The organism is Nitrosospira sp. Nsp2 (genome assembly GCF_003050965.1).
In the GTDB taxonomy this organism is placed as follows: domain Bacteria; phylum Pseudomonadota; class Gammaproteobacteria; order Burkholderiales; family Nitrosomonadaceae; genus Nitrosospira.
The window spans coordinates 152,273-173,815 of sequence record NZ_QAOU01000005.1 but is presented as its reverse complement, the minus strand read 5'-3'; the positions used below and the strand labels follow the sequence as shown (position 1 = coordinate 173,815).

At 56.1% G+C, this 21,543-nt stretch carries 15 protein-coding genes; 5 read left to right on the top strand and 10 right to left on the bottom strand.

Going from position 1 to position 21,543, the window contains the following annotated elements:
* Nucleotides 1-14: 14 nt before the first annotated feature.
* Both C8R31_RS12065 and ettA read right to left on the bottom strand, forming a co-directional pair.
* On the bottom strand, nt 15-497 hold the full coding sequence (locus C8R31_RS12065) for a TIGR02281 family clan AA aspartic protease (protein ID WP_107694314.1): 483 nt from the start codon (nt 495-497) through the stop codon (nt 15-17).
* 88 nt (nt 498-585) lie between these two features.
* Nucleotides 586-2,250: an energy-dependent translational throttle protein EttA gene (gene ettA, locus C8R31_RS12060; RefSeq protein WP_107694313.1), complete on the bottom strand. Its 1,665-nt coding sequence runs from the start codon at nt 2,248-2,250 to the stop codon at nt 586-588.
* 482 nt (nt 2,251-2,732) lie between these two features.
* Here ettA and C8R31_RS12055 point away from each other — a divergent pair, with 482 nt between their 5' ends.
* On the top strand, nt 2,733-3,065 hold the full coding sequence (locus C8R31_RS12055) for a hypothetical protein (protein ID WP_107694312.1): 333 nt from the start codon (nt 2,733-2,735) through the stop codon (nt 3,063-3,065).
* Nucleotides 3,066-3,710: 645 nt separating this feature from the next.
* Here the strand turns inward: C8R31_RS12055 and C8R31_RS12050 are convergent.
* Together C8R31_RS12050 and C8R31_RS12045 are read right to left on the bottom strand one after the other, a co-directional pair.
* A complete protein-coding gene (locus C8R31_RS12050) occupies nt 3,711-10,280 on the bottom strand; it encodes a peroxidase family protein (protein WP_107694311.1) in 6,570 nt (2,189 codons plus the stop codon).
* 568 nt (nt 10,281-10,848) lie between these two features.
* The gene (locus C8R31_RS12045) at nt 10,849-11,568 is read right to left on the bottom strand and encodes a glutathione binding-like protein (RefSeq protein ID WP_107694310.1); all 720 of its coding nucleotides are present in this window, start codon (nt 11,566-11,568) and stop codon (nt 10,849-10,851) included.
* Between the two features lie 185 nt (nt 11,569-11,753).
* Here C8R31_RS12045 and djlA point away from each other — a divergent pair, with 185 nt between their 5' ends.
* Nucleotides 11,754-12,530, top strand: a complete 777-nt coding sequence (gene djlA, locus C8R31_RS12040; RefSeq protein ID WP_107694309.1) for a co-chaperone DjlA — start codon at nt 11,754-11,756, stop codon at nt 12,528-12,530.
* Nucleotides 12,531-12,535: 5 nt separating this feature from the next.
* Here the strand turns inward: djlA and C8R31_RS12035 are convergent, their stop codons facing one another.
* The 3 genes from C8R31_RS12035 to C8R31_RS12025 are packed head-to-tail and all read right to left on the bottom strand — an operon-like array spanning nt 12,536 to nt 16,957.
* Complete coding sequence (locus C8R31_RS12035; protein ID WP_107694308.1) at nt 12,536-13,702, bottom strand: lipocalin-like domain-containing protein; 1,167 nt, start codon at nt 13,700-13,702, stop codon at nt 12,536-12,538.
* On the bottom strand, nt 13,702-16,260 hold the full coding sequence (locus C8R31_RS12030; protein ID WP_258192692.1) for an FtsX-like permease family protein: 2,559 nt from the start codon (nt 16,258-16,260) through the stop codon (nt 13,702-13,704). Before C8R31_RS12030 ends, C8R31_RS12035 begins: the two co-directional genes overlap by 1 nt.
* Nucleotides 16,250-16,957, bottom strand: a complete 708-nt coding sequence (locus tag C8R31_RS12025) for an ABC transporter ATP-binding protein (protein WP_107694307.1) — start codon at nt 16,955-16,957, stop codon at nt 16,250-16,252. Before C8R31_RS12025 ends, C8R31_RS12030 begins: the two co-directional genes overlap by 11 nt.
* 304 nt (nt 16,958-17,261) lie before the next feature.
* Between C8R31_RS12025 and nrtS the strand changes: the two genes are divergently transcribed.
* Nucleotides 17,262-17,489 carry a nitrate/nitrite transporter NrtS gene (nrtS, locus tag C8R31_RS12020; RefSeq protein ID WP_091137992.1) on the top strand — a complete coding sequence of 76 codons (228 nt, stop codon included), beginning with the start codon at nt 17,262-17,264 and terminating at the stop codon, nt 17,487-17,489.
* 54 nt (nt 17,490-17,543) lie between these two features.
* Here nrtS and C8R31_RS12015 read toward each other — a convergent pair whose 3' ends face one another.
* Entirely contained in the window at nt 17,544-18,044 is a 501-nt protein-coding gene (locus tag C8R31_RS12015) for a hypothetical protein (protein WP_107694306.1), read from the bottom strand.
* Here C8R31_RS12015 and C8R31_RS12010 point away from each other — a divergent pair.
* Nucleotides 18,043-18,252, top strand: coding sequence for a hypothetical protein (locus C8R31_RS12010; RefSeq protein WP_107694305.1), 210 nt, complete (start codon nt 18,043-18,045; stop codon nt 18,250-18,252). The genes C8R31_RS12015 and C8R31_RS12010 overlap by 2 nt on opposite strands.
* 19 nt (nt 18,253-18,271) lie before the next feature.
* On the opposite strand, the gene C8R31_RS12005 is transcribed toward C8R31_RS12010, so the two are convergent.
* Together C8R31_RS12005 and polX are read right to left on the bottom strand one after the other, a co-directional pair.
* Nucleotides 18,272-18,910: a phosphoribosyltransferase gene (locus tag C8R31_RS12005; RefSeq protein WP_107694304.1), complete on the bottom strand. Its 639-nt coding sequence runs from the start codon at nt 18,908-18,910 to the stop codon at nt 18,272-18,274.
* A 188-nt stretch (nt 18,911-19,098) separates the two neighbouring features.
* A complete protein-coding gene (gene polX, locus C8R31_RS12000) occupies nt 19,099-20,823 on the bottom strand; it encodes a DNA polymerase/3'-5' exonuclease PolX (protein WP_107694303.1) in 1,725 nt (574 codons plus the stop codon).
* Nucleotides 20,824-21,035: 212 nt separating this feature from the next.
* Between polX and C8R31_RS11995 the strand changes: the two genes are divergently transcribed.
* A complete protein-coding gene (locus C8R31_RS11995; protein ID WP_107694302.1) occupies nt 21,036-21,485 on the top strand; it encodes an archease in 450 nt (149 codons plus the stop codon).
* Nucleotides 21,486-21,543 lie beyond the last annotated feature (58 nt).

Genomic DNA, 21,543 nt, shown 5'->3' with positions numbered 1-21,543 from the left:
GGACGCAGGTCATTTTACCTGACTCTTAAGATCATTTTATCCTCTAACTGGAGAACGTCCACATTGCGCAAAAAATTCTGCCCGAGCAGTCCAATGTCGCCGTGTATACCCACCCCGACATTGAGGCCCTCCACTACAATACCGCCGGCTTCTACAGTCTGTCCCGACACAATCTCACCTGCGACTGTCCCGCCTGCGGTTGAGAAACTGGCAGGGCTCCCGGCAGGCAGGTTAGCCTTGCGGGCAACCGTCCGGCTGATGGATACTGTGGTGGCGCCGGTATCAACCATAAAATCCATAGTATGACCGTGAATCACGCCGCGCACGTAATAATGCCCATCCCTCGATCGGGGGATGACTACCTGACCGCCCAGATCCGCCCTGGCGGTGACAATCGTTGGTTTCTGCCGGGCATCGAAATATAGATAAGCCGCACCAGAGAGCGCGATCCAGATTGCGAGAGCAGCCAGGTGGCCCCAGGCGAGATGGGTACTCATGGCAATAACGTTGCGTTAAATAGGCTCAGGCTTAGTTTCGCTTTAGCAGTACGACAAAGAAGCCAGTTATGCAGAATCCACGACTGAGTTACCGGCTGATCGGCTTGAATCTGATCCGCTTTGGTTTCGCGCCTTCCTCCCCCAGACGTTTGCGCTTGTCGGCTTCATATTCCTGGTAGTTGCCGTCGAAAAATGTTACCTGCGAGTTACCTTCAAACGCCAGAATATGGGTAGCGATGCGGTCGAGGAACCACCGGTCATGCGATATTACGAGGACGCAACCGGCGAATGCCAGTAACGCATCTTCCAGGGCGCGCAAGGTCTCAACGTCGAGGTCATTGGAGGGTTCATCCAGCAACAGCACGTTTCCGCCGGAAATAAGCATTTTTGCCAGATGAAGGCGTCCACGCTCGCCGCCTGAAAGATTTTCCACCATCTTCTGCTGATCTCCGCCCTTGAAGTTGAAACGTCCCAGGTATGCGCGGGCGGGTGTTTCGTATTTGCCGACCGTGAGTATGTCGCGCCCCTCGGAGATGGTATCGAAAACGGTTTTGCCTCCTTCCAAAGCATCGCGGGACTGATCCACATGCGCTATTTTGACGGTCGAACCGATCTCAACTTCGCCTGAGTCCGGGCGTTCCTTGCCGGTGATCATGCGAAACAGGGTAGATTTACCCGCACCGTTGGGGCCAATGATGCCGACGATTCCTCCAGCCGGAATTTTGAAGCTCAAGTCATCAATAAGAAGACGATCGCCATAGGCTTTCGAAACTCCCTTGAACTCGATTACTTCATTGCCGAGCCTGTCCGCAACGGGAATGAATATTTCCTGAGTCTCATTACGCTTCTGATACTCCTGCGAGTTGAGCTCCTCAAACCGGGCAATACGCGCTTTAGATTTCGCCTGGCGTCCCTTGGCATTTTGGCGTACCCACTCGAGTTCCTGTTTCAGCGATTTTTGTCGGGCGGACTCGGCGGATTCTTCCTGTTTCAAACGATCTCCCTTCTGTTCGAGCCATGAGCTGTAATTTCCCTTCCAGGGAATACCATGGCCTCGATCAAGTTCCAATATCCACTCTGCCGCGTTGTCGAGAAAATAACGGTCGTGCGTGACTGCCACGACGGTCCCCGCAAAGCGCGTGAGAAATTGCTCGAGCCATTCCACCGATTCAGCGTCGAGGTGATTGGTGGGCTCGTCCAGCAACAACATGTCCGGTTTCGAGAGCAGTAGCTTGCATAACGCAACGCGGCGTTTCTCGCCGCCGGAAAGATTCTTGATCGCGGCGTCCCATTCGGGCAGACGCAGCGCATCAGCTGCAATTTCCATCTGCTGGCCGGAGTCTCCGCCACCCGTGGCGAGAATCGCCTCCAATCGGGACTGCTCCGAAGCGAGCGCATCGAAGTCTGCGTCCGGTTCGGCATATGCCGCATAGACTTCGTCAAGCCGGCGCTGGGCGCTAAACACGTCTCCCAGCCCTTCCTGCACCGCGTCGCGCACGGTCTGGCCGGGATCGAGCTCGGGTTCCTGCGGGAGATAGCCGATTTTGAGGTTGGGCATCGCCGTCACCTCGCCTTCGATATCCTTGTCTACCCCCGCCATGATTTTGAGCACAGTCGATTTGCCGGAACCGTTCAGGCCAAGCAATCCTATCTTGGCGCCGGGAAAGAAAGAAATGGAAATATCCTTGATAATCGTTCGTCGGGGTGGAACAACCTTGCCGACACGATTCATGGTGAGCACATACTGAGCCATAAATTAACTGAAGAATGAAATTGGTCAAGTTTAACCCATGGGGATGCTCGGCATGAAACTTTGCATAAACGCTATCGGGAAAAACGAAACAACTTAGCGGGAATTGCCGTTCTCTGGTGGCGAAGGGTCGCCAGCATATGGCTAAATATTGGCATTCGTCGAAACTAGATGTAGAAAATTCGATAGAGGGGTTTACTCCTACGTTCCCTCGTCGTTATTGAGAAGGTAATCGAATCCAATACAATGCATGAGAACAGATGAGTAGTCAGAGTCCAATGTCCACAGGGCCAGTGGGCTACAGGGGTAATTCAGCAAATGAATCCTCTGTGTCAATCTCATCCTTAACAGTAGATTCCAGTTATGTCCAAGCAGGTCCACTTGTCGGGCAGGGGGCATGATAGGGCTAAATATGTTAATTCGCGAAGCCGGATCGTCGCCCCGGTTTCGACTAAGCGTTATGGGCGGCTCAACAAGGAGTGAATATGTCATTGAGGTTAAGGAGCGTCGCCATGGTTGCGGCGGCTGTAAGCGGATTATTGGTTGGCTGTGCAACGTCGCAAAAAATACAGGTGGTCCAACCTGGCGATCAAAACCTCTCGTGTAATGGCATCACCGAGGAGGTGGCAAAACTGGATAAAACCCAAGCCGAGATTGATTCAAAAAAAGGGGTAACAGGAACCAATGTTGCGGCGGCGATTCTCTGGCTTCCAGGTTTGGCCTACACCTATTATGACGCGGGTGAGGCCACCCGTTTAGTCAGTGATAGAAAGAGCGCACTCACGAGCGTCTACAACAACAAGAATTGCACCCCCTGATAATTCCGTTGAGCCGCCTGCCCGGTGTTAAGCAGGCGGTTGCCTGAGAACCCGCATCCCCGTTCGTTCCCCTTTACGCTCCCATCGTATCGTCCATATACTCCGATGGCCGCCGTGCCGCCCCGTTAACGCGACCAAAGCATCTCTTAATGGCCCCGCCTGGTATTGAGCCGGCCCCCGGGGCGGTACAAAGCGGGACGGGATATCGTTGATCTCGCCCCTCGCCATTCCTAATCGACCCATAATGCCTCTAAGTTGATCTGCGGGGTGCGGAACGGCGGCGGCTCGTCTGGCTGTTCTCGCGGTTTGCTATGGAGAGGACTTCGTCAGTCCTCGCGCGAACAAATACAACGGGCGCTTCGATGCGGCATTTGAAGCGACCGGGGTGAGACCTCGTCGCTAACACCGTAAAACGCTGACGGTGGTGTCGCCGACCTTCTCGAATACGCAGAGGGCAACAGGTTCGGGGCCGGGACCCACGCCGTTCAGCAACGCGTCCGGGCCGAGCGCAACGATATGACCCGCATCTCGAGCGTGGGGCGCTCTTCTCCAACCGTATCTCGAGATACACGCGGCTTGCTCAAGAATTGGCCCTGTCGCCAGCGCTCATCAATTCATGGCGACGGGGCGAACTTTTGAAGCCGGTTAGGCAGCGAACTCAGCGGCCTGTAGTGCGTGGGCACCGGTCAGCGCGATCTGGAAGTCAGCTGCCAAATCACCGGCCACGTTGCCTTCGACAATCGTAGTTCCACCGCTGTTGAAGAAGCGCAATTGCCCGGCGGCGGTGAAAGCGGCTCCTCCGATCAGCGAAAAATTGTCATCCACGCCTCCAGTGACCGCGTCAATCCCCGATAGATCGATTTTGTCCTGCCCGATGACAAAGTCCAGGATGTTGTCGCGCGTGGCTACCGTTGTACCGGAGTCGCTGACGTCGCTGAACTTGAAAATGTCATTGCCAGCATTACCTGTCAACGAATCTCTTCCGGCACCTCCGTTGAGCGTGTCAGCACTCGCACCCCCGAGAAGCGAGTCATTGCCGGCAAGTCCGTTAAGCGTATCGCTGCCGCCTTCGCCCCGCATCCAGTTGTCCAAGGCATTGCCCGTCCAGCTGTGGTTAGCAGTGCTGCCGGCCAGGCCCATCAGGCTCTCGACATTCTCGGCCAAGCTGTACGTCCCGAGATCGGTCTGAACCGCGTCATTGCCCCCGCCCAGCGCCTCCGTGACCGTATCCTGCAAAGAGTCAACGTCATAAATGTCGTTGCCTGAACCTCCCGTCATAATGTCGTTTCCGATCCCCCCGATCAGGAAGTCATTGCCCGCGAGGCCGTTAAGCGTATCGGTCCCATTCGCACCTCGTATCCAGTTGTCGAGGGCATTACCCGTCCAGTTGTGGTTAATGGTCCCGCCCGCCACGCCCATCAATTTCTCGACATTCTCCCCCAAAGTGTAATCACCGATATCGGTCTGCACCGTGTCGCTACCCTCACCCAGCGCCTCGGTGACCGTATCCTGCAGGGAGTCAACCACATAAATATCATTGCCCGCGCCTCCGCTCATGGTGTCGTTTCCTGCGCCACCGGTGAGGAAGTCATTACCGGCAAGCCCGTTGAGCGTATCGTTCCCGTTTTCGCCTCGCATCCAGTTGTCGAGGGCATTGCCGGTCCAGCTGTGGTTAACCGTACTGCCTATCACACCCATCAATTTCTCGACATTTTCGCCTAAAGTGTAATCGGCGAGCTCGGCCTGAACAGCGTCGCTGCCCTCGCCCGGCTGCTCCGTGACCGTATCCTGCACAGAGTCAACCAGGTAGATGTCATTACCGGCGCCTCCATTCATGGTGTCGTTACCGATGCCCCCGTTGAGCCAGTCGTTTCCCTGGCCGCCGTTTATTGTGTCGCCTCCGGCACCCCCAACAAGTGCGTCATTACCTGCAAGCCCATTGAGCGTGTCATTTCCATTTTCGCCTCGCATCCAGTTGTCGAGGGCGTTGCCGGTCCAGCTGTGGTTAATGGTGCTGCCTGCCACACCCATCAATTTCTCGACATTCTCGCCTAAGGTATAAGCTCCGAGAACGGTCTGAACCGTGTCACTACCTTCGCCCAGTTCTTCGGTGACCGTATCCTGCAGAGAGTCAACCACATAAATGTCGTTGCCTAAACCTCCCCGCATGATATCGCTTCCGCCCCCGCCGGTAAGGAAGTCATCCCCGCCAAGGCCATTGAGCGTATCGTTCCCGTTTTCGCCTCGGATCCAGTTGTCGAGGGCATTGCCGCTCCAGATGTGGTTAGTGGTGCTGCCCGCCACGCCCATCAATTTCTCAACATTCCCGCCTAAACTGTATTCGGCTAGATCGGTCTGAACCGTGTCACTGCCCTCGCCAGCCTCCTCCGTGACCGTATCCTGCAGAGAGTCGACCACGTAAATGTCATCGCCCGCGCCTCCGCTCATGATGTCGTTACCGGTGCCGCCGTTGAACCAGTCGTTGCCAGTACCGCCACTCATGACGTCGTTGTCGGCCCCGCCGTCCAGAGTGTCGTTGCCGGTGTCCCCGGTGAGGGTGTCATCGCCCGCGGCGCCGAGCAGCCTGTCATCGCCAGCAAGTCCATTGAGTTCATCGGTGCCGGCGCTGCCTTGAATCCAGTTATTGAGTTCGTTGCCGGTCCAGTTCCGGTTCCCGATCGAGCCGCTAGCGGTTACCAGCCTCTCGATGTTCGCACCCAATACATAGAAATCCAGTGCGGCCTCAACCGTATCGACCCCGGCCCCAGACGCTTCGTTGACAACATCTGCTGCACTATCCACGACGTAAGCGTCGTCGCCTGCTCCGCCGGTCATGGTGTCGTCGCCAACGCCGCCGACGAGCCTGTCGTTTCCCTCGCCGCCATTCAGCGTATCATCGCCATCAAGACCGTTGAGGATGTCACTGCCATATAGTCCGTACATCACGTCATCGGTCGCGTTGCCATTGAGCGTATCGTTGACAGGGGTCGCGAGCGTGCCATTACCCGTCCTGACAGTGAAGGTTTCCTGCACGAACGCACCAGTCTGATCCGTCGATCTCACCGTCAACGTGTAGGTGGTGTTGGCTGGCAAAACGGATGATCGTGTGACAGAGCCTGCTCCATTCACGGCAAATCCGGCGCCGGCGGATTGCGAAAGTAACGTATAGGTGAATGACGTGCTGTTGAGATCCTCCGTACTAAGGGTAGCGATGGTTCCTGCTCCGGGAAGGCCTGAACCTGGTGCAGTGCCATTCCATTTGATGTTGGTTGGTGCAATGACATCCGGGCCGGCGATTGCAATGGTTTGGTCGGCGAACCGGAGAAGCTCTATATTCTTCAGCTTGTCGACGTCATCAACGAGTATCGACGGCCGGACAACCGGGCCGTCATTCAGATCGGTGACAGAAATGAAACCATCTCCGTCGAGGTCGGCAGCCCGTGTGGTAACGGTACGGCCTTCAATGACGTAATCGGCAAGGTTTCCCTGAAAGACAGCCGTATCACTGTTATCGGTGGGCGTCGTGTCGTGCAGGATCTCGCGTACGATACTGAGCTGGCTGGGATTGATTTCGCGCGACAGCATGAGGGGCAAAAGTTCCGCCATGCTTTCCACACTGGTTACGGTTGGATGCCCGGTCACAGCAATGCGGACATTCAGCCAGGCGTCGCCGTCCAGGATGTCGAAACCCCCACGTCCCTGTAATACGTCATTGCCATCGCCGCCGATGATGATATTACCGTCCCGAAAACTCGTCACTCCTGCACCGAGCAATGCCTGCAGCCCGTCTATGCGATTGATCCCCGCCTGGTCGAGGACATGGTCATCAAACGATAGTCCAGGTTCTGCGAAACCGGGCGACCCCCGGTTATCCCCGCGCAGAATGTCGTCGTGGGTCCACCCCGACATAGATTCGACCAGGTCGTAGCGATCGCGAAGTATATCGGCCTCTACCGTGGAAAATACCTTGACCGTGAGATCGTGATCAACCCCATACGGGTCTGTCTTGGCGATGCTCCAGTCGAAGCCGAACATGCCTTCGTTGCGCTGGATGCCTACTCCCGATACCATGATATCGTCACCGGATTCACCATCATAATCCGTGTCGTTACCCTGGCCAAACATTACGTCGTGCCCAATGATGGGGCTATTGAAAAAGAGCTCCGAATTTTCCCCCGCGAGCGTGTCGAAACCCTCGCCGCCTTCCAGCCAGTCATCCCCTTCGTTGCCAAGCAGGGTGTCCCCACCCGCACCAGCCATTACAAAATCGTCCTCTCTGCCAGCGAAGACTTCGTTAGTGTCGGCCCCTGCGTGGATGAAGTCCTTTCCGCCTCCGCCCAGCACTATATCCAAACCGGGGCCGGCGCTGATGACGTCGTTTCCATCCTGGCCGCGCAGAAAATCGTCACCGAAGGGATCGATGATGATGTCATCCCCGTCACCACCGAAGACCGTGTCGGCCTCGCTTTGCGCATTGAGCAGATCATTGCCGCCATCCCCCCAGAGGGTGTCGATGCCACGATCGCCTACAAGGGTATCCGCGCCTTCCGAACCTCCCAACACCACATGCTCCCCACCTCTGAACTTCAGGTAATTGGTATCGGGTCCCGGCGTATTCGGGTTGTTACGCAACACCTTCGGGCCGAGAATCGGATTATTGTCAGTCGGGTCGGGGCCGATCTGCTTGGACAGGTCGAGCTCTAGAATATGATCCGCCCTGTCGAAAATCGCGCCGGGAAGATGTGCCGCGTCGTCATTGCCCAGATCGGTATTGCGCATGGTCAGCGCGGAGAACGTGTTCGCCTCAAGCTCGTTCAGCAGATTGGTGCCTTGCAGGCGGCTCAGATAGTAAAAGCGGTCACCATTCTGCAGGTTCTCCAACTGTGTCTCGAACACGAAATTGAAAGTCGAGCCCAGCATTCCACCAAATTCCATCTTCGATTCTGCCAGGCCGCCGATCCAGAAGTCGACCTTGTTCAGGCCTGTTTCGATGGCGCTCCATGTGCCGGTATGGTTCAGGAAATCTATCCGGTCAGCGGGCGCTATTTCATTTGCTTCGATGGTGCCATTGCCGTTGAGATCGAAATCGCCCATGACGATAAGCGTCGCAGCATCCCGCTTTCCCTGCAGGGTCGCCGCATCCACGACAGTTTGGTGCGTTCCATAGGCGGCGATGAAATTAATGATCGAGACAGGGTTCTTGATATTTTGCGCGTAGTCCGTCCAGCTCTCATAGGGTTTCAGCTGGGGATCGGCGGTCATGTCGTAGAACTGCTTCCGCGCATCGTTGAAAGTGGGAATTCCGGTATCACGCGCGCGCGCAATATTTATCGCGGCCAGATCGAGCGGGATGCCAAGTAGGGTGTTACGCACCGCGCTGGCTACGAACTCATCGATTTCGTTGCCAAGCTGCCGCGTCATCCCGCGCACGATCGCGCCGGTGGCCTCCTCGGCGGTCGCACCGCTTGCGGTAAATGCCAACGGGTTAAGAAACGCGTCAAACAAGGCAACGTCATTGGGGCTCATGTCCGCGTTTGTGCGCGCTACCGTGTCGGTAAGCATGGAGTGGCCGAAGCGATATACGACGTGCGCAAACTCGGCAAGTATCTGGGGGTCCAGGTCGGGCGAGTTAGAAAAAACAAAGGGATCAACGTTGGGCTGAACCTTGCGCGCAAATTCCTCGAATACCAGGTGTTGATACTCCATCTCGGTCACAAACTTCGCGGCCTGGAACAGGCGCTCGCCATCCCACACCAAAGAGTCGATCGCGGCTCCAGTTGGAATCGCTGTCACATCGTTAATAAGCCACTGGTTGATAAATGCCAGATCTCCAGACTGAAGGATGGTGGCTTTATTGGCTTCGACCATACGGTTGTGCTCGCCATGGAAGACGTTGTGCACTGCGGTCAGGCCGATATTCTCGTTGCCACGGCCGTCGCCGGTTATGAAATGCGCATCGAGAAGCTCGTTGTCGTAATTGCCGCCGGTGGGCGAGCCGTCTGAATTTGCCAGCCCGACCGCCGTGTCGCTATCCGCGACTTTACCGTTGGGGACGGCGAAGTGGGCAATATCGTCGAGAAAGGCATGGCCCGTGCGATAGGCGTTAGCTGGGACGGCCAGGCCTCCTGCCGCGCCCTCGACAAACCCGTCGGGCGTCGCAAACTGCGCAAAGCCGTGAGTGCCGGGAATGAATTTGCCGTACGCATCAGTTCTCAGCAGTGGCACGTTATTGATGTCAGAATCGGTGAGCGTGATGCCGAGCAGGTTTTTCGCCTGCGCTTTGACTTCGGCCCAGTTCGCAATTCCGCCCGCACCGTCGAGTAAGCGGCCGGTGGCAACCGCAAAGGCATCGGGAATACCGTCACTATTGGTATCGACGGAGAACTTGTATTCCCGCAGAAATACCTGGTGCGAGGCGTGTGAGGTATAGGTCTGATTCTGGTCCACGAAAGCGGTGGTCGTGTTCGTGTGTTCGGTCTTCAGGCCAGTAGCCGGATTGACGGCGGGAGTCGCTCGGGTGAGGGCCATGAAATTGGCTGCCCCGGGCGCGGTACTGTACAAAGGGTCGTCCGGTTGCAACGGAATGTAAACCGTGCCGTTACCCCCTTTGGTTATGAGGTCGAGGCCGTGATCGAAGAACTGGCCGAAAAACGTGAACCAGCCGTTGAATCCGGGAGATAGTCCGATATCGGGGGATTGGTTGGGTATAAATCCGAGCTCTTCGTTGGTAGGTATGTAATCCGGAGGGGGCGAAGCGCCGTTATGGGCCTCCTGATAAGCCGCGATGGAGAGCGGATTGCTGTGCCATGCCGCAACTGCAGCAGGGTTGTCGCGCGACATATCAACGAGCAGGTTGCTGATAGTGCGGGGGTCCGCATCGGCAACACTGCCCGGTACTCCGTAATTATTGTTGCTGACGACGACTGGAGCTGGACCGGGCCCGTCGGGATCAAAAACATCCCCATCCGCGTCGTTCAGGAAGGCTGGCGGCAGGAGCCGCGGAAAGATGTTGTCAGCTGCGCCAAATTCACTTTGGCCCGGCAGGAGATTATTGAAACGACCATCGGTGGTGCGCAGGCCAAACGGCGTAAGTGCGGCTTGCGGTCCAATGATGTCGGCAAGCGATTCGCCCTGCGTATGCCGCTCAGAAATAGTTATTTGCTTAAGGATAAACTCGAGGTCAGCCTTGTTGACAGTGAAATTTGGGTTAGCCATTCAGATCTCCTAAGGGATTCAGATATTTTTCAAATCGTCTTGATTCTGGTTCTCCTAACAACGAAAAGTATTGTAACTATTCCCCCACAAGCATAAATTAAGCCATAACCGATTTGTGGTTTCTATTCAGAGATATATGCATATCGATAGGGCGTACTGAAACCGAACCGTAAGATTCCTCGACAAAGCTGGGGCTGAGCAAAGCACGTTTTTGTAACAAATGGTTGAGAATCAGGTCGTTCCCCCAATTATTTCCTGTCAAGTTTGTCGACAGGTTTGCGCTCACTTGGCTCCGCTCACGAGAAGCCACAACTGACCTGGCTGATCTTCAGGTCCGCTTGGGGTTACGACGTATGGACGTTTTTTGATGGATAAGCTGGGAAATAGGGAAGAAGTGGGCGAAACGTCGGGTTGGTCTTCAAACAAAAAACTCGGCGGGCTAACGTTATGGCTCGGCTGCTACCCACGACGCCGGCCTTCCGTTTCGGCTCGCTGTATGTGTGGAGGCCGCTCTGGCGCTCTTTCTGCCGCAGCCTGCGGCGCCTACGATGAAAAAAAATTTGCCCGCTTAACGAGACGTCGCGCGAGCGAGACGTTCGGCGTTATCCCTGGTATCGTAGATGTCGATCTGCGCCCGGCCTTCTGCCGCCTTAGCCATGCGAGCGCGAATTTCTGCCGCCATCCGATAAGTGCGTTGCACCGCGGGGCGCGCTTCCATCCGGTCGAGCCAGTGCATTAGATTTGGAAAAGCAGTCGGGTCGACGCCTCGTTCCGAATAGCCTTTGCACCAGGGGTAGGCCGCAATGTCGGCAATCGTGTATTCGTCGCAAGCGATCCAGGGCAAATCGCCCAGCCGGTTCTCCAGGACACGGTACAAACGCAGCACCTCGTTGTTGTACCGATCCCTGGCATACTGATTGTCCTGCGCCTGCCGGTTGAAGTGGTTGGCCTGGCCGAACATGGGCCCGATATGGGCGACCTGGAAAAAAAGCCACTGGAGCGTGTCGTAACGCTTGAGCACATCCGTTGGCAGAAGCCTTCCGGTTTTCTCCGCCAAATAAACAAGAATGGCGCCGGACTCCATCATCGCATACGGTCGCCCGTTCGGGCCTTCCATGTCAACAATGGCAGGAATTTTGTTGTTGGGGTTAAGCTTTAAGTGCTGGGGTCGAAACTGCTCGCCAAGCCCGATATCAACGTCGATATGCTTCCACTCAAGTCCGATTTCTTCGAGCACAATCATAACCTTCTGCCCATTAGGCGTTGGGCTCGAATGCAACTCAATCATGATTCCTCCTATGTAGTAACCTATACTTACCCGTCCAGGCAAGGGTGGTGCATAAAAACACTCCGCTACGCGGGAGCATGAGGCGGGTCGTGCAAAGATTTACTGATATTATGTTGCTCTGCGGTTTATGGCGCGCTCATTGCTAATCTTACGTTCTCCATTTCATTAGGGCGCAGGAACCTGCCTTGTTCAAAATAATTCTAGCTTTATTAGGCTACTACCTCTTTGGAATTTTTGGCGCGTTTCTCGGCTACCTTGCAGGGAGCGCTATTGATCGCTATCGAGCCTACGGCGCCGGCGCGATCAATCCACTCACCAGCGCGCGCCGCCAGGCGGTTTTTCTGGAAACCGTTTTCATTCTCATGGGTAAGCTTGCCAAGGCCGATGGGCATATTTCCGAGGATGAGGTCGCCCATGTTGAAGCGTTCATGGAAAAGCTCGGCATGTCACCTGAGCATCGGCAACTTGCGATTGCGCTGTTCAAACAGGGTGCTGCGCCCGGTTATGATGTGTCGCCAAAGCTGAACGAATTCATTGCTGCTTGCGGACATACAAACAGTCTGAAGCAGATGCTGCTGGTTTACCTTGTCGTCATGGCGATCTCCGATGGCCGCCTCGATGCTGCAGAGGAGAACTTGCTAAGAGGCGTTGCGCTTCATCTGGGCTACGACGAGCCCGCATTCAAGCATTTGCTTGAGATGATTTTGAATCAGTCGCATTTTGCCGGAGGTCAGGCACCATCCATCGACGCGCTGGATGATGCTTATAAGGCGTTGGGTGTGAGCAAGGAAAGCAGCGATCAGGAAGTAAAGCGTGCTTACCGGAAGTTGATGAACCAGTATCATCCCGATAAATTGATGGGCCAGGGCGTCCCCGAAGACATGATCAAGATGGCGACGGCGCAAGCTCAGGAAATCCAGGCTGCTTATGATTTGATCAAAAAAAGCCGCAATATGAGCTGACTCATCTAGAGCCGCAGTGGTTTTACATACCCCGTCATTTCGAAATAGCCACGGCCGGCCGGCTTGCCGTCGCGCGTGACGATGACCGCACCCTCCCAGTAGACCGCACCTGTCGTTTCCCGCGAATCAAGTTCCTGATCATCCTGCAGGGGGGTGAGGGACCAAACAGTCGAGCCGACCTGAATTCGCATTGCCACAGGGTACGTCGCGTCCGTGCGTGGTGAGCGCCACATGCGCTGGGGTTCGAAATTAACCTGCTCCGGTTCGAACCGCGTGAATTGCCCGTCACGATCCCGTAATCCCGCATAAGCCCACACCCTTGTTCCGTCTTTGCCGCGTATTTGAAACGCCATTAAAGCGGAACCATCGTCGAGATTGACGCCAACCCAATCCCATCCGTCGGCATCGGGAGCGAGATATTCGCTCGACCACTCATGGTCGAGCCACGCAGTGCCCGTAACGGTTTTTTCCTCGCCATTGTGAACAACAGTTCCCCTCACTCGGAGTTGCGGCTCGCTGTAGTAGTAACTGGCCTGCTCGGGGCGCGGCCCCTTGCGTGAAAAGCCGTTATCTCCTTGCAGCATCGGCGCCTGAGTGGGCGTGAACGAAAAGCGCAAGATAAAGTTCTTTGTGGTTAGGCTGGTTTGATAGCGCCCATTTTCTTCGCGCAGCATGTGCCAGTCATCCAGTTTTACATCCGTATTGCCCTCCTTCGCGTAGACCAGGCCAAAACCCTCGCGCGCGCTTTTTTGACCGTGCAGCAGCTTCCCTGTCGCTGGATCGGACAATGCGGCGTGAGCAATGATTAGCTGCCGCGGTGCAAAACGGCTCGGATTGGCGGGATCATGCTCGGTTGCAGAGCGAAAAAAAGTGATCTGGAAGCCGAGTGGTTTTTTATCGGAAGTTTCCAGCCAGCCGGTTACATACCACCATTCAGTACGGAAGGCTGGATGCGAGCCATAATCGCGCGGGAAGACAAGCGGTGTTCCTTGCAGCACCGGTGGAAACTTAGGAGGAGAAGCGGCAACATGGGGGGTGGCGGCGAAATAAGCGACGAGCAAACCCAGCAATAGCGCGATCAACCTCGACCGCCGGGGCATACTCATCACTGCTGTTCCACCAGCATGGCGAAGAAAGCCGATGTGCATGGAACGGCGTGTATAGAACGGCATTACCAGTCCTCGCGTACTGCACGAATCGCATTGCCGGAGACCGAATGGCGACCCGACGCCACCGAGGTGAGCGCGGCGGAAAGTAGTAGCGCAATGGCAACAGCTATAAGGGCCTTCCATGGCAGGGCGAGCTGCATGGTCCAGTGGAACGATTGCGGATTTACGATAAAGACAAGAATCAGGCTGATGCACCAGCCGAGCCCGAAGCCAAGCATGATGCCCAACGAAGTCAGGAGTGCGCCTTCCAGCGCCAGCATACCTAGGATTTGGCGCCGTGTCACCCCGATATGACGTAGCGCGCCAAACTCCTTCCTGCGCGCCAGGGCTTGCGCCGAAAAGCTCGATGCCACCCCTAGTAGCCCAATGATGATCGCGACGGCCTCCAGCAGATACGTGACGGCAAAACTGCGGTCAAAGATATTCAGGCTCAGCGCGCGTATTTGACCGGGTTCCGCGAATTCCAGTGCCTGCCCGAACGGAAAATGCCGCAAAGACGCGATCACTTCCTCTGGTATAACCCCGGCTTCCAGCCAAAGTGCAGCATCATTTACCTTCAGATCACCCGAGAGCGCTTGATAATCCTTCAACCGCATCTGTATTGCGCCGAACTGGCGCCCGTAGTCACGCCACACGCCGGCAACGACGAAATCAGGCGCGGGAACTGCAATAGGCAACGTAACCCGTTTGCCTGGTGTAAAGCCATATAGATCCACCATTGCCTCGGATACCCATATGGGTATCGCCCCCATCGGGAGCTGTGCTGCAGGAACCACGTCGCCGGTCAAGGGCAGCGTGTTGCCAGGGTCGGTTATATCGATGGGGCGCGCGATGAGCGCAACCGCGGGTCTGCCGGCGTCGAGCATCAGCTGGGATGAGCGGAAGAAATCAGCCCGCAAAATGCCGGGCGTGGTTGCGATCCCGTTTTTTTCGTCCGGCGTAAGGCCTCGCGTATCTCCGCTCACTGCGGTTCGCACGTACAAATCTGCCGGCAAGACATGTTTCAGCCAGTCGTCCACGGAAACCCGGAAGCTGGTCACCATGATGGCCATGGCCACGATCAGCGTAAAGCTGGCAAGGACTCCCCCAAGTGCGACCGAGGCCTGGTTGGGAGCGTTGGCGAGACGGGCCAATGCCAATACGCTCATGGCCGCGGAACCACGCTGGGATGCCGCACCGGATATTGCAGAGAAAATCAGCGCAGAAACACGGGGCATGAGCGCGATGCCACCAATCAAGAGGAGCGCCACGGCAAGGTACCCAAAGATGGGCAAGTCGAAAATGGGCGGCAATTGGGTGAGAACTCCGCCCAGGGCCAGGCAGAGCAGCGCGGGCCAAGGCGTGGCAAGTTTCGCTAACGCGACGTCTTCGCTGCCCGCTTTTAATGCGGGAGCGGGCCGGGTGTTGGCCGCTTCCCACGCCGGAACTGCGCTTCCCAGCAAGGTCACGCCCAATCCCAGAATAAAAAAAACTATCGCCGCCGACATATCGAAATTGACGCTGGGCTTTATACCCGGGAAAAACCCACCTCCCAGATCGCCTCCAAAATAATGCAAAGCCACCGCAGCCGTCAAGTACCCGAGCGCGAGCCCGGCTATTGAACCGGTCGCGCCGAGCACGCTTCCCTCCACCAGGATCTGCCGCAGCAGTTGGCTGCGGGTAAAGCCGAGCACACGCAATAGGGCGAACTGGTGTCGCCGTCGAACAACCGATAGCGCTTGCGTCGAGAATACCAGGAACGCGCCGGTAAACAATGCGACCATGGCCAACATGTTCAGGTTGACACGGTAGGCGCGGGACATGTTGGCAACGCGGATCTCCTGGTCGGCCGTTTCGCTAATGAGGAAATGGCCCCGTGCCGCTAGTTCCTTCGACAGTTCCGTTTTGAACGCGGTGCGGTCGACTCCCCGTACCAGCTTGAGTTCAATGCGTGATAATTGGCCTAAACGCTGGAAGCGCCATTGTGCGGCGGCAACATCCATGACCGCGAGACGCTGTCCCGCCCGGACTCGTGCCAGCCCGCCAGCCACCCGCAGGGCTACCGGTTGAGTTCCAACGCGAAGCTGCAAAAGGTCGCCTTGGCTTACCTCCAGCCATTCCATGGCCGCAGGGGAAAGGAAAATCGCGTCGTCCGCCAGGATATCGAACAGCTTATCCTCAGCCGGAAGGCCGATGAGGTCCGGTGCCATGAGCGAAGCGCGGAAAATGTCCAGGCCGAGAATTTTCAGAGGGGCCCTCTTTCGTTCCTCATCTCCGCCCGGGAGGGCGGCGTCGATTTCGAGCACAGGGTTGGCGAGCTCGACACCGTTGCGCTGGGCCAGAAGCGGATAGATCGACTCATCAAAGGTGGATTGCGCACTCCGAACCTGAAGATCGGACTCGCCGGACAGGCTTCGGGCCGCGGCGGAAAACTCGTTGAAGGCAGCCGCATTGATCAGATGAATTGCATACCCGAGCGCGACCCCGAGCGCAATGGAGATGATGGCCGTGGCAGCCTGCACCTTGTGAGCCTGCCACTCGCCCGATAGCAGCCAGCGCGACAGCGTCCGCTCATGACCCACCTACGTCACCCGAGCGTGGCCAATCTACCGAATTTGCCGGGAGCGGGTGCAATCCATCTTTTGTCAGCAATAGCACGCGGTCCGCCGTCGCGGCGGCCGCGCGTGAATGGGTAACTAGGATTGCGGATGCGCCGTTGCTCTTTATTTCGTCACGCATCAGCATGAGAATGTCCCGCGCGGTATCCGGGTCAAGGTTGCCTGTCGGCTCGTCTGCCAGGATCAGTTTGGGGTGGTGTATCAACGCACGGCCGATGGCCACACGCTGCAGTTCGCCGCCAGAAAGTTGCCGGGGAAAATGCGCTCCCCGGCCGCGAAGCCCAACGGCTGTCAACATTTGTTCGGCCCGCTCTGACGCGAATCCAGGCTGAACTGCATTTAGCAGCAGAGGCAGGGCAACATTCTGATTGAGTGTCAGATGCGGCAGGACGTGAAAAGCCTGAAAAACGAATCCAAGTTTTTCTCGGCGCATACGGGTGGCCGCGTCATCATCCAGCGACGATACGTTGACCCCATCGATGACTATCTCACCCGTATCCGGCACGTCGAGTCCGGCAATGAGATTCAACAATGTTGATTTTCCCACGCCGGATTCCCCCATGATGGCTACATACGCGCCATCTTCCAGAGCGTAGGATAAATCGGCGAAGACCTTGCGGCCGCTTGCATAGGCTTTGCCAATATTGCGTAGTTCGAGCATGTGGTTTTGTTAGCCAATTCTGTGGCACCGTATAGGGCTATTCCTCGAGGGCAGCTTCGTCTCGGCAACGGAGCAGGCAGAACGTGCGATAACGAGAGTATGCATGGAAATAAACACGAGAAAAAACTATTATTGCAAATGCGATAGTTCCCGCCAAGCCTGCGGAAGGGTTGCTTTGCTTGATATGTTTGGGCTAGACAGTGCGTACGCGCTGAAGGCGCTCGCAAAAAAATTGGCCCCGAGCTGGCGGGCTGACGACTGAGTTCTACATTTGAATTTGTTACTAGAAGGGAGAAGGTCAACGATGCGCCATTTACATGCGATCAAGTCCTCTATTCAAGACCGAAACGCACGACTGGTTGCACTTTCCGTTGCGCTGGTGGTGGGTTTATGCCTCAACGCGATCAATCAGGGCATTCCTCTGCTTTTGGGTGAGCCGATGACATTTGGGCGCTGGGTTTCAGCTATTATTACCCCCATCGTTCCCTTCTTCGTCAGTTGTCACGGGCAGGGAATGAGGAGAAACGGATAAGCTTGGGGCGGATTTAGCTGAGTGCAGGGAAGCTAAGCCGATCCGGGCTTGCAGCTATTCATAACGCAAGAACTCTTCCGCGAGCGAGTCCCCGCCGTGGCGCATGATCAGCCCTTCAAGCTCCGCCAGCAAGGCGTCATCTTCATCATCCTCCAGCACACCATCGCCGATCAGCCTTGCAGGCAGACCCGAAATAATTGCCTCTTTTACCGTTTCAAGGGTTGGCGGATATTCCCGATTCTCGTCATTCACCACAGCCTCGATTACCCGCGAGAGCGGCTCACTGGCGTTACTGCGGGCAAAGTCAATCGCGAGTGCTGTTTCTCCAAATTCTTCAATCAGCGCATCCAGTTCATCCAGAAGCGATGCGTCGATATCAAAATGGTGTAAGTGCTCGGTCTCGCTCAAGGATGGCGGTACCAGACCCGCGACAAAGGAGCGGACTGAGCCCAGCGTGGGGGGTTCATCCGCGTCCGGATCATTGACGCGGCTTTCGATAAGCGCGGAAAGGTTGGGGCTGATGCGGGTGGAAATATCGATTGGATTTCGAATCATGGCAATGTCCCTTTGGAAGCTTTGGAGCGCCGTCCTTGTTTCAAGCCGCGACTGGAATGCACGGCGACTTATGGGGATTATTCAATTTTTAGTCGAGGTCGCGTCCAAAGAAAGTGAATATCTCGATTTGCGGAGTTCCGGTGAATCAGATGTGCAGGTCGACCAGCTTGAGTTCGTCCTGTATTACGAAAGACTCAAAAATAGGTGATTTCAAATACGGGTTTCGATCAATGGCCGTCGCCGGAAGCAGACAGGGCGGCGATAACTTCCTCGTCCGAAACTTGCGGAAAATCCATGTAGAACTGCGCCACCGCGCCGAAGTTGATCGGCGCTGAAAGGCATACTACCCGGTCCGCTTTCGCGCTTACTTTTTCGATCGTATCGGGAGGCGCCACGGGTACCGCGCAAATCAGTTCCTTGGGCTGTTTCGCCTCAAGCGCATGCAATGCAGCAATCATGGTAGCACCGGTGGCAAGTCCATCGTCTATTACGATTACTACCCGTCCGGCAGGATCGATTGGTGCTCGCACAGGGGTATATTGGGCTCTGCGCTGTCGTATCGCCTCAAGTTGCGTGGCAACTTCCTGCCTGATGTATTCATCGCTCGCGCCAACTTGGGAAGCATAGTCTGCGAGGTACACCCAGCCGCTTTCATCGACGGAACCGATGGCGAATTCGGGATTACCGGGGGCGCGCAACTTGCGCACCAGCACTACATCCATTTCTCCGCTCAGCTCGGCCGCAATGATCTTTGCCATCGGCACGGCGCCTCGCGGAATAGCCAGCACCAGCGGGTGCTTCCCGCGGTACTCGGAAAGAGCCGCGGCAAGTTGTTTTGCCGCCGTGACCCGGTTGGAAAAAATCATGACTCACTCCGTTGTGACCGTGGTTATGCGGAATCCATCGTATTTGCCAGTTGACATGAAACCGGTACTCGCTTGAAGTATAGGCGGTCAGGCTGTTTTTTCAATTTTATTGCCTATCGGAATGCTGCTGCGCTGGGGTAGGACAGCGCAGGGCGCCCAGACCCACGGTACTGCTGCCTTTAGCGAACCTACACCGTGCGATTAATAAGCGCACGGAGTTCGCTTAACGGGCGGGCGTTGAGCACGTTTTGTTTTTCCAGCCAGCCGCGACGCGCTTGTCCGAGACCAAAGCGGAGATTTTCGAATTCAAATGTGCTGTGCGCGTCGGAGTCGATGCTGACCAGGACTCCCTCTTCCTTTGCCATCTGGCAATAAATGTCGAGCAGGTCGAGGCGGTCGGGGTGCGCGTTAAGTTCAAGGAAACAACCGCGTCGTCCGGCTTCGCGAATAATCCTCGGCATGTCAATATCATAGGGCGGACGCTGATGGATGATTCGACCGGAAGGATGGGCAAGCATGGTAAAGTGCGGGTGCGACATTGCGCGCAGGACCCGTTCGGTTTGCCTTGCTCGCGACAGTTCGAATTTGCTATGTATTGCGCCGAGCACCAGATCCAGTTTGGCCAGGACGCGGTCCGGCAAGTCCAGACTCCCGTCTTCCAGGATATCCACCTCGATCCCCTTGAGCAAAGTTATGCCTTCCAGGTTTTCGTTAAGCGCATCGATTTCGTCGCATTGTCGCGCCAGGCGCAGAGGATCAAGACCCCTTGCGACAGTAAGGTGGCGTGAATGATCGGTGATCGCAAGATATTGCAGACCATGCGACCGGCCCGCGATTGCCATCTCAAGCAAGGTATTGTGGCCGTCGGTAGCACTGGTGTGAACGTGCAAATCACCTTGCAGATCGCTGAGTTCCAGCAAATGCGGGAGCCGGCCAGAACGGGCTGCCGGGATTTCGCCGCGGTTTTCGCGAAGTTCCGGCGGAATGTAGGACAAGTCCACGGCACGATAAACGGATTCCTCGGTTTCTCCGGCGATGCGTGTTTTCCCCCGATACACGCCGTATTCATTGATCTTCAATCCGCGCTTCTGGGCAATTTGCCGGACCGCGATATTATGTGACTTGGAGCCCGTGAAGTAGTGTAGCGCGGCGCCATAGCTTTCTTCCGGTACGACCCGCAGATCGACCTGCAAACCGCATTTGAGGAGGACGCTGGCACGCGTCGGACCTACCATGAGTATTTCTGCAACCTCATCATAGGCCGTAAAATGCTGCATCACATTGCTACCGGGCGCAGCGGTGACGATGATATCGAGGTCGCCTACGGTTTCGCGCATGCGCCTGAAACTCCCCGCGACCGTCACCTGTTTTATGCCAGGCACGGCCGCAAGATAAGGCCGTAATGCTTCCGCATATTGTGCCGCCACCGCCAGCTTGAAGCGACGGATCGGGTCAGTATGAAGTTCAACGGCCTGGAGAATATTGAGTTCGGTCTTTTCGCCGAACCCGGCCAAGGTGCGGATGCGGCCCTGGCGCGCAGCGGAGTAGAGCTGTTCGACGGTTTGCACATCCAGATCGTGATAGAGGTGCCTCACCCGTTTGGGACCAAGCCCTGGAACCCTTAACAGTTCAGTTACGGCCGGCGGAAGCTCAGTGCGCAGACTGTCCAGTAAAGCGCAATGGTCGGTGGAAATAATTTCCTTTATTTTTTCGGAAAGATCGTGACCTATACCGGGGAACCTTGTCAGATCCTCGTCCTTTTCAACCATTGCGTATGCTTCGGCGGAAAGCTCGCCAATAGTCCGCGCCGCGTTACGGTAAGCGCGGATGCGAAACGGATTTGCTCCCTCTATTTCGAGTAGATCGGCAATCTCTTCAAAGATCGCGGCAATATCGGCATTATGGCTGGGCATGCAGCTCGTCCACGTTCGATTTTTTTAACGCGGCGGGAATAAGTACGCAGCGGCGGTTTTGACTTTACCGCTCCCAGTTTAGTCTATCCTGTTAATCATGGAGGCTATCGTAAATCCGAAACGCGTGATCGCTGGCGGAACAATCCATCGCGGCAACTTTTCTCTGTGCACCTATAATAAATAACTGTACGGAAACACGCATGGGAGTGAGGATGAATTCACCAGTACCGCATGCTGAGGGCCTCGGGCCGGGTCAAACTCGGGGGTATTTCGAGCACGACGCCGATATGGGCATTATGGGTTGGGGCACTACTGTTGAGCAGGCGTTCGAGGCAGCGGCACAGGCGGTGTTTAGCATCGTAACCGACCTGGACTCGGTGCGCGCGTCGACTGCGGTCGCGATTGAATTTGAAGAAGCCGATCCCGAGTTTGCCCTGGTCACATGGTTAAATCTGTTGTTGGGGAAGGCCCGAGAGCTTGGCATGGTGTTTTGCCGTTTCCGAGTGCAGCATCAGGGCAATCATTGGCATACGGAAGCGTCGGGCGAGAAGTGGCGTCCGGGCCTGGAGCGCGGTGTCGAAGTAAAAGGCGCTACGCTGACCATGCTGTCAGTCAAAAAAACCGGCGCAACGTGGGAAGCGCGGTGCGTGGTCGATGTATGAGACGTGCAGCGCAATTATGTCGCTGGTACATAACGTCAACTGAACAATAGCGCGGGCG